The organism is Microcoleus sp. S13_C3, from assembly GCF_036700905.1.
In the GTDB taxonomy this organism is placed as follows: Bacteria; Cyanobacteriota; Cyanobacteriia; order Cyanobacteriales; family Microcoleaceae; genus Microcoleus.
Genome location: NZ_JAUBPT010000237.1, coordinates 1 through 8,711 on the forward strand (window position 1 = coordinate 1; position 8,711 = coordinate 8,711).

The following is an 8,711-nucleotide window of genomic DNA, read 5'->3' on the forward strand; positions in this document are numbered from 1 at the left end:
AGAAATTGGAGTTTTGAGGCAGGAGGCAGGAGGCAGGAGGCAGGAGGCAGGAGGCAGAAGGAAAGAGGAAGAAGGAAGGAGCCAGAAGAAGGGAGGAGCCAGAAAAAGTATTTTTACAAATATGAGATGCTCCCATTTTTTCAATGGACTCTCTAAGCGCCATAACCAATAATTAATGTTGCATCTTCAATTTAATTTATATAGTGCCTCACCAACAGCTTTCAAATATTAATTAACCCTGCCGATAACCTAGAGTATAACCCTTAATTATACCGCAACTGCGGTATAACATTTTATACCAGGTGTCAACTACTGCAAACTACCGCAAGATTACCCGATCGCCCATCCTGTATATCGCCGCAAATGCAGCGCCACCCCCAACCCGCAAATCTCCCTTGCAGAAAGTACCACAAATGTGATACGGTTGAAGCTTGTGTCCAAATAACACCAGTTCATGCCAAAACTCAAAACTCGCAAAGCAGCCGCAAAGCGCTTTAGAGCGACCGGCAGCGGTAAAATTGTGCGCCGTAAAGCTTACAAAAGCCACTTGCTACAGCACAAAAGTTCAGCTCGCAAAAGCCGTCTATCTAAGCTGGTCGTCATCGACGAGACCAACGACGCTAACGTGCGGTTAATGCTTCCATACTTGTAAAGTTTAACGGAAATTAAAGATGACACGGGTAAAACGCGGTAATGTCGCCAGAGCGCGCCGCAAAAAAATTCTCAAATTAGCCAAGGGTTTCCGAGGCGCACAGTCGAAACAGTTCCGCACAGCTAACCAACGGGTGATGCAGGCCCTGCGTAACGGTTATCGCGATCGCAAAAAACGCAAACGCGATTTCCGCCGCCTGTGGATTGCTCGGATCAATGCCGCATCGCGCCAGCACGGCACGAGCTACAGCAGACTGATCGGCAACATGAAGAAAGCCAACATCGAAATCAACCGCAAAATGTTGGCACAAATGGCGATCATTGACCCGGCAACATTCGGTAAAGTCGTGGAAATGGCTAATCGAGCCGGAGTCTGAAAGTTAGCTTGATTTTCAGAATGCACAAAGCAGAAGTAAGAAAGATTTAACTGTCTGCCAGAGAAGGAAAACTCCTGATGAATTTAGGAGGTTGAGACCAAGTTTCCTTCTTTGTTCTTACTTCTGGATTTTTGCTTTTTCAGAAATCGCGATCGGGCCGGTCGATCGCTATTTCCTTGTTTTTTATACAGTTGCAGAGGCAAATCTCAGAGATTGCTAGCGCCTTAAAATAAATAAAACCTTCCACAGACCTACCTAAATTTAAGAAAAACATGGATAGTAATTTACTGATTGTTTACCTGACAGTCCTGCTCGCTATACTCGGCAGCACTTCCTGGTTTGTGGTGCGCCAGATTCTCAAAACTCGCAAGCTGGAAATGTCTCTGGAACGCTTAGAAAATAAGCTGACGGTAGAAAAAGGAACAGCACAGGAATACTACGAATTAGGAAGTATATATCTAGATAAGAAGCTTTACTCCCAGGCGATCGTACTGTTTCAAAAAGCCCTGAAAGCCAAAGACTTAGAAGGCGAAGAAAATCAAGCTGTTATTTACAACGCCCTCGGTTTTGCACACTTCGGCCAAGAACAGTACGACATCGCGATCCGCCAGTACAAAGAAGCCCTGAAGTTGCAGCCAGAATACGTTACCTGTCTCAACAACCTGGGTCACGCCTACGAGCGCAAGAAATTAACAGCTCAAGCCTTGGAAATGTACGAACAAGCTCTCGCCTGCGATCCAGACAATACCACGGCCAAACAGCGAGTAGAGTCCCTTCGGAAGCGTTTGGTAATCTATAATTGAGCGCCCCTGTTAGGAGCAATAGAGATCCCGCAAACCTGGTTTCATTCAGAAACCGGGTTTTTTCTTCACATAGTCCAAGATACTCAACTATCCAACACATTAATGCGTTAGTTTTTAAGAACAGGAATTCCAAGTGAAGCTCGATCACACACCGTCCCAGCACTTTAAATTACTGTCAAGATAAAAGCAGTACCTGCAACGCCGGTCAGTCCTAAACAATAGAAGGAGGAGAACGTAGTGACATCAATTCTCGTTGTCGAAGATTCGTGGTTGACTCGCAAGGTAATCTGCAAAATCCTGCGAGCTGAAGGATACGAGACTTGGGAAGCATCCAGCGGCCCAGAAGCTCTAGAACTGCTCGGTACTAAAACCCCAAACTGTATGCTCTTAGATCTGCTGATGCCGGAAATGGAAGGTCGGGAAGTCCTGCAAGCCATGCGCGATCGAGGATATAAAATTCCAGTGATCGTAATTACCGCAGACATCCAAGCAACCACCCGCTCCGAGTGCATGGAACTCGGAGCCCTGGCAGTCATTCACAAAATGCCCAACTCAGATGAACTAACCGGGTGGATCAAAAAAGCTCTGAGTGTCAGCGAGGAGAGCACCCAATGAAATTAAGCACTCGACAGCTCGATGCTTTGCAGGAACTCGTCAACATCGGGATCGGTCAAGCCGCAGGGGTTTTGAACGACATGATCGACTCCCCGATTCGCTTGCAAATCCCCTACCTTCAAATCCTGACTCCCATTGACGTGGAAGAAGAGTTAGAGCAACACCTCAACGGCGAGCAAATCGCCGCTGTCCAGCTCAAATTCACAGGCTCCTTTGGAGGCATTGCCCAGCTAGTCTTTCCCACCAACAGCGCTGCCCTGCTGGTGACAATGCTTACAGGGGAAGAAGCTGGAACTCAGGATCTCGATTCAGTCAAAATTGGTACGCTAAGTGAAGTGGGGAATATTGTAATTAATGGGGTCATGGGTGCAATCAGCAACGTACTTCAGCAGCGCCTGAACTACTCAATTCCCACTTATAGCGAAGGGACGATTGCTAGTTTGCTGATATCTGGCGGTTTAGCTACTGATACAGTTGTTTTATTAGCCCAGACCAGTTTCATGATTGAAAGGCTTCACATTGAAGGAGATATCATTCTTATTTTCAATGTTAATTCCTTTGACACCTTGTTGACTGCTATCAATCAACTTGCCGGGGGTCTATGATTGAGGAGAGCAAAAGTATTAAGGAAAAGTTTGGGGTTCTCGACAGCGTACCAGTCGGCGCCTGCTTGCTGCAAGATGATTTTGTGGTGCTGTTTTGGAACACTTGTCTGGAAGAGTGGACTAAAATTCCCCGCAGCCAAATATTGGGAACAAAGATCACAACCCATTTTCCTCACCTGAGTCAGTTAAAGTACGCCACTCGCTTCAAGCAAATCTTTGCAGGAGGCCCGCCAACAATTTTTTCTTCTCAAATTCACAAACACCTGATTCCGGCAACTTGGCAAGACGGCCAGCAGCGAATTCAGCAAACTACTGTGACTGCTGTGCCGGCCCTAGAGGCTGGCATTGAAGAACAGGAGATTAGAGACTGGGTTCTCCATACTCTTGAGTTGGAATCAGAGGGTAGTGTCGGAGTCTGCTCATCAAGAAGTGCTTTTGTGTCTAGGGAATCTCCACCCCCAGTTTCGTCATCAATATGGCCGGGGGTCAATGCTCCATCATTCTACGCGCTGCTGGTGATTCAAGACGTGACCGACCTCACCCATCGCATCCAAGCTTACCGCACAATGCGGGATCAAGCTGTGGAAGAAGTGCAAGTGCGTCAGCGGGTGGAGGAAGAATTGCGATCGAGCCAGCATTTCATCCAGCAAATTGCTGACGCGGCGCCTTATTTGCTCTACATCTACGATTTGACCGAACGGCGCAACGTCTACGTCAACGGTCAAGCTTCTAAATTGCTGGGCTACACTCCCCAAGAAATTTTACAGATGCAAACTGCTTTGTACTCCAGTTTGGTGTACCCAGAAGATTTGCCGAGGCTCAAAGCCCACCAGAAAAAATTTCCCTCGACTCAAGACGGGCATATTTTGGAGTTGGAGTATCGGCTCAAACATCGATCGGGCGAATGGCGCTGGTTTCGCTGCCGCGACCAAGTTTTCGCCCGCACAGCCGACGGCTGCCCCAAACAAATTTTCGGCACCGCTCAAGATATCACTGAGTACAAACGGGCACAAGAGGCGCTGCGCCAGCAGAACGAACGAGAACTGCTGATGGCGACGATTACTCAGCATATCCGCCAGTCTCTGGATTTGCGTGAAGTGCTCAGCACGACAGTGACAGAAGTGCGTCAGTTCCTTCAGGCCGATCGAGTGATGATCGTCCGCTTCAACCCCTGTACGGGCAGTGTCTGCGCCACCCCGGCGACGGGGGCGGTAACAGTGGAATCTGTAGCTGCCAACTGCAAGCCGATGTTGGGGGAAACCCTGGAAAAGTTCTGTTTTGACCAGTTCTATCTCGAAGCGTACCAACATCGAGCGATCCGACCGATCGCCGATGTTTTGGCCGCGAATTTGCCGCAATATCAAATTGACTTGCTCGCACAATTCGCGGTGAGAGCTTATTTGGTTGTGCCTTTAGTGCAAGGAGAAGAGTTGTGGGGGCTGCTGATGGCCCACCAGTGCAGTCCCCGGCAGTGGATGCAGTTGGAAGTAGAGTTGCTGTCTTCTCTGGCTACCCAGTTGGCGATCGCCATCAAGCAAGCAGAACTCTACCAGCAGTTGCAAGCGGCCAACCTCAAGTTAGAGCGCTTGGCAACTTTAGACGAACTCACACAGCTAGCAAACCGCCGCCGGTTCGATCAGTATTTAGAAATGGAGTGGCGCAGACAAGCCAGGGAACAAACGCCTCTGTCCCTGATTCTCTGCGATATTGATTCTTTTAAAAGTTACAACGATACCTACGGACACCCAGGGGGAGACGAATGTTTGCGGCAAGTCGCGGGGGCGATCGGCAATGCAATCAATCGCCCCGCCGATTTAGTAGCTCGCTACGGAGGCGAAGAATTTGCCGTTATTTTGCCAAATACCGCGATTCAAGGCGCAGTGATCGTAGCTGAACACATACAGCTCACAATCGCAGCTTTGCAGCTTCCGCACGCTGGTTCTCAGGTGAGCGAGTACGTCACTCTCAGCCTGGGCGTAGCGAGTATTGTTCCTGCATCTGAATCGGGAGCCGAAATTCTGATTGCTGCAGCCGACCAAGCGCTTTATCAAGCTAAACGACTTGGGCGCGATCGTATCCAACTTTACCAGCCCGATCCTGCTGGCAAGCCGAATGGTACAGGCACTTCGATACTTCCTGTAGATTTTTCTCTACCTAACACTAATTTACCCTCTCCCACCAGCGCTTGACGAATTGCCATATTTGTTGATTCCGAGTAGTTATACCACTCCGAAAAAAAAATTCCACTGTAATCCCGCGATCCAAACCCTGATCTCCCTCTTCTGTCACTCTGCGGATTAAAGAAGTAAGAAATAAGCCAGCTCATCCAGATAAATAAAAGGGTTGGAATTGATTTATTGGATCAATTAAATCGTTGAACCCAATAAATAAATTAGGATTTGGGAATATTTGTAATGAAGGATAAATCAACCAAAATATAAGGATGGGTTGGATAAGCTGTTGTGCATTTAAACTGTGATACAACACTCCCCGTTTTTTGTGATTTTTCGTCCCCATTTAATTATTAACTCTCCTTCATTTAAGAGGCGATTTAATAAATACTCTAGGTCTTCAATTGATGTAAAAAGTCCATTAGCAATATATTTTTTATCGAAGACCACCCCAATTAAATTAAGTTCTAGTGGGGACTCGATTCGGGAAGTAATTATCAATTAATATCAAATCCGTTAGCATCGGAATAGTAAATTCGAGTTCACTGTTGACGGTTGACAGTGAACAGTGAACAGTCAACCTTCAACCGTCAACATTATTCCGGTGTAACCGGAAATGATATAAGATTAGGTATTTCTGTTTCATTTTTTTGAGGTACTCTTCTTTTTTATAAAAACTGGCCTGTCACCACAACTCCAGAATAATTAACCTTCTTTCTGACATCGGTTACATCATAAGAAAGCGAATCCGTTGCCGAACTTCCTTCTTCAACATCTGCTAGATCATTGAGGGTTGCAGGTTCGGGATGCTAAAATCAAGCCGTACCATTTATCTATTGGTATTTGCTTTCCGATCCTAAATCCTAAGTTTTCAATAATTTGTCGGGTTTCCGCGTGAGTGTGACCAGACCACAAGTGATATTCTAAAGAAAGGTTTTGCACAAGTTGCCAAGTATCTCGATCTTCAAATAACAGCCATTCTGCACCTTCGCAGTCTACTTTGGCTAAATCGACGCTACCACCGATTCGCTCGATCGCCCTGCGAAATGATATCATTGGTATTTCGCCACTTTCGCTAACTGTCGATCGGGTTTTTCCCGAAACTTCGCGAATGTCGAGGACGACTTTACCATCTCGGCCTCCTACTGCTTCCATAAAATATGTAAAATTTGCGATTTGAGATTGATGTTTAAGGTAATTTTCTAGGTAGGGATTAGGTTCGTAGGCGTGAATTACGGCCTGGGGAAACCTGTTCCTCGCAGCAATCGGAAATAAGCCGACATTGGCTCCAATATCAATAATTGTCATCAGCGATTCAGATAATTGCTCGACTCCGTAGCAGTCGTCTAAAAGCACTTCTATAAATTCTCCGTCCATGCCTTTCTCTGAAGGCACGTTTACTTGATGCACTTTTCCTTGCACAATCAATTGTTCGGGCAATTGAAAGTTAGCAACTCTGTTAAATTTAATCCCTAACTTTTTGGCTCGAATTTGGCGCTGCACGAGTTGCTGAATTTTATGGACAAGCATAGGGAGAGATTGAGATGTGTTTTAATTTACAAATAAACTTAGATGATGGAAAGGTCTCTAGGTTAATTCACATTTTGCACGGCTTTTAAATTGAGTTTATGTCTTCAAATTTAACCTGAAGCCGAGAGTTTTAGTCAACAAATCCGGCTGATTACGAGTTGGTTGAAAAGGTGCTATATCTCATTACAGAGAGTTAGTTTTTTGTTCATAAGAAGAGTAAATTGAGAGTAAATATGCTTTAATATATGTCAAAATGCGCTTCAAAACACGGAATTGAAAAATGTTAGAGTTCGATGGACGGCTCCCAACAATTGAAGAGTTAGCTAAAGCGCCGAAATCCCCACACTATACCTGTAATCAGGTTAGTGTGGGATGAATAGGCCCGTCAAGGTAGGTACGGAGTTGACCAATTAATTTTCTTCGTCACAGATCAATTTATCAACAAATTCTCTGAGACGTTCAGGCCAGTCGGGAACAGCCTTAAGTTTCTCTTTTTGTCCTTCGTAACCTTTAAATCCGATCGTTTCCTTGTCTAGAGGGCGTTTGAGCCGTTTCTTGGCGCCGAATGTATTATTTTTCTGGAATGGCATTGACACGCGGGTTGACAGTAAGTTAACTTACATATAGCATAATCAACAAAGTCTAGGGAATGAGAACCTCTTACCAGTATCGATTACGTCCAACAAAGTTACAAGCCATTGAGATTGACAGATGGCTGTCAATGATGTGTAGCCAGTATAACTATTTGTTGGCGGATAGGTTTAACTGGTATGAGCAAAACCGTTCTCCCGTCAATGCTTGTCAAGAAAGTTTGCCACTTACCCCAACTGCGGGACAATCCAGATTACTATAGTCAGAAGAAGACCTTACCTCAACTCAAAAAAACTCATCCTTGGTATGCCGAGATTTACTCTCAAGTTCTTCAAGATGTAGTTAAGCGAGTTAAGGTAACTTTTGATCGTTTCCTAAAAGGTGATAGCAACGGAAAGCGTAGCGGTAGACCTCGATTCAAACCACGCAGTCGTTACCGCACATTCACTTATCCTCAAGTTAAAAACGGCTGCTTGCAGAATAACTTAATCAACTTGCCGATGCTCGGAAAAGTTAAAGTTGTTTTACACCGTGACCTACCTGATGGATTCAAAATCAAAACCGTTTCTATCACCAAAAAAGCTGATGGGTACTATCTTACGCTCTCCCTAGAAGATTCAACAGTCCCTGAAATCAAGGCTGATTTTAATCCAAACAAGATTACTGGAATTGATGTTGGGCTGAAGGAATTTTTGACAACCTCAGAGGGCGAGACTGTTGCAATCCCTCAACATTACCGCAAAACCCAAAAACGCCTACGAACTATCCAGAAGCGAGTCTCACGCCGCAAAAAAGGCAGCAACCGGAGGCAGAAAGCAGTTAAGCAATTGGGGAAGTGTCACAAAAAAATAGCGGACAAGCGTAAAGACTTTCATTTCAAGACTGCTAACGCTCTATTGCAGAAATATGATGTTATTGCGGTTGAAGGCTTGAATGTCAAGGGACTTGCCCGCACAAGATTAGCTAAATCTGTGTTGGATGCTGGGTGGTCAAACTTCCTGTCGATACTAACAAATAAAGCCGTAAATGCTGGTTTATTGGTAGTCCTAGTAAGTGCCTATAACACTTCACAAGATTGTTCGAGTTGCGGCGAAAAAGTACCGAAAAAGCTGCATGAAAGATGGCACGATTGCTCCCATTGCGGGTGTGGTCTTGACCGTGATCATAATGCAGCAATCAATATAAAGAATAGAGCGGTGGGTCATCCCGTTCTTAAAGCTCAGTTAATGTCCGAAGCAATAGCTGGAGTCTCTGAGAAGCCTACATCAATGGTGACAGCTTGTGTTGGTGTAGGAGCTAGTCCCTAGGTAGCGAATAAATAGACAAAATGATACACTTATAGACAAATATGCGGTGTACCATTGTGTT

The 8,711-nt window shown here is 45.4% G+C and carries 10 protein-coding genes; 8 read left to right on the forward strand and 2 right to left on the reverse strand.

All coding sequences use genetic code 11. From position 1 onward, the window contains the following. The first annotated feature begins 454 nt into the window (after positions 1-454). From rpmI to QUA16_RS34330, 6 genes are all read left to right on the forward strand, one after another. A complete protein-coding gene (rpmI, locus tag QUA16_RS34305) occupies positions 455-652 on the forward strand; it encodes a 50S ribosomal protein L35 (RefSeq protein WP_006634164.1) in 198 nt (65 codons plus the stop codon). 19 nt (positions 653-671) lie between these two features. Next, entirely contained in the window at positions 672-1,028 is a 357-nt protein-coding gene (rplT, locus tag QUA16_RS34310; protein WP_333109051.1) for a 50S ribosomal protein L20, read from the forward strand. 272 nt (positions 1,029-1,300) lie between these two features. Continuing rightward, positions 1,301-1,831 (forward strand): tetratricopeptide repeat protein, encoded by a 531-nt coding sequence (locus tag QUA16_RS34315; protein ID WP_333109047.1) that lies wholly within the window; start codon positions 1,301-1,303, stop codon positions 1,829-1,831. Between the two features lie 237 nt (positions 1,832-2,068). Further along, positions 2,069-2,446 (forward strand): response regulator, encoded by a 378-nt coding sequence (locus tag QUA16_RS34320; RefSeq protein WP_333109045.1) that lies wholly within the window; start codon positions 2,069-2,071, stop codon positions 2,444-2,446. Beyond that, the gene (locus tag QUA16_RS34325; protein ID WP_333109043.1) at positions 2,443-3,051 is read left to right on the forward strand and encodes a chemotaxis protein CheC; all 609 of its coding nucleotides are present in this window, start codon (positions 2,443-2,445) and stop codon (positions 3,049-3,051) included. Before QUA16_RS34320 ends, QUA16_RS34325 begins: the two co-directional genes overlap by 4 nt. Next, positions 3,048-5,240, forward strand: a complete 2,193-nt coding sequence (locus QUA16_RS34330) for a diguanylate cyclase domain-containing protein (protein ID WP_333109041.1) — start codon at positions 3,048-3,050, stop codon at positions 5,238-5,240. Before QUA16_RS34325 ends, QUA16_RS34330 begins: the two co-directional genes overlap by 4 nt. A 765-nt stretch (positions 5,241-6,005) precedes the next feature. Here the strand turns inward: QUA16_RS34330 and QUA16_RS34335 are convergent. After that, a complete protein-coding gene (locus QUA16_RS34335; protein ID WP_333109039.1) occupies positions 6,006-6,752 on the reverse strand; it encodes an FkbM family methyltransferase in 747 nt (248 codons plus the stop codon). Between the two features lie 410 nt (positions 6,753-7,162). Continuing rightward, the gene (locus QUA16_RS34340) at positions 7,163-7,342 is read right to left on the reverse strand and encodes a hypothetical protein (protein WP_333109038.1); all 180 of its coding nucleotides are present in this window, start codon (positions 7,340-7,342) and stop codon (positions 7,163-7,165) included. 59 nt (positions 7,343-7,401) lie between these two features. Here QUA16_RS34340 and QUA16_RS37090 point away from each other — a divergent pair, with 59 nt between their 5' ends. Then, positions 7,402-7,605 (forward strand): helix-turn-helix domain-containing protein, encoded by a 204-nt coding sequence (locus QUA16_RS37090; protein WP_445252228.1) that lies wholly within the window; start codon positions 7,402-7,404, stop codon positions 7,603-7,605. Continuing rightward, the gene (locus tag QUA16_RS34345) at positions 7,523-8,650 is read left to right on the forward strand and encodes an RNA-guided endonuclease InsQ/TnpB family protein (protein ID WP_445252227.1); all 1,128 of its coding nucleotides are present in this window, start codon (positions 7,523-7,525) and stop codon (positions 8,648-8,650) included. The genes QUA16_RS37090 and QUA16_RS34345 overlap by 83 nt, the downstream gene beginning before the upstream one ends. Positions 8,651-8,711: the final 61 nt, after the last annotated feature.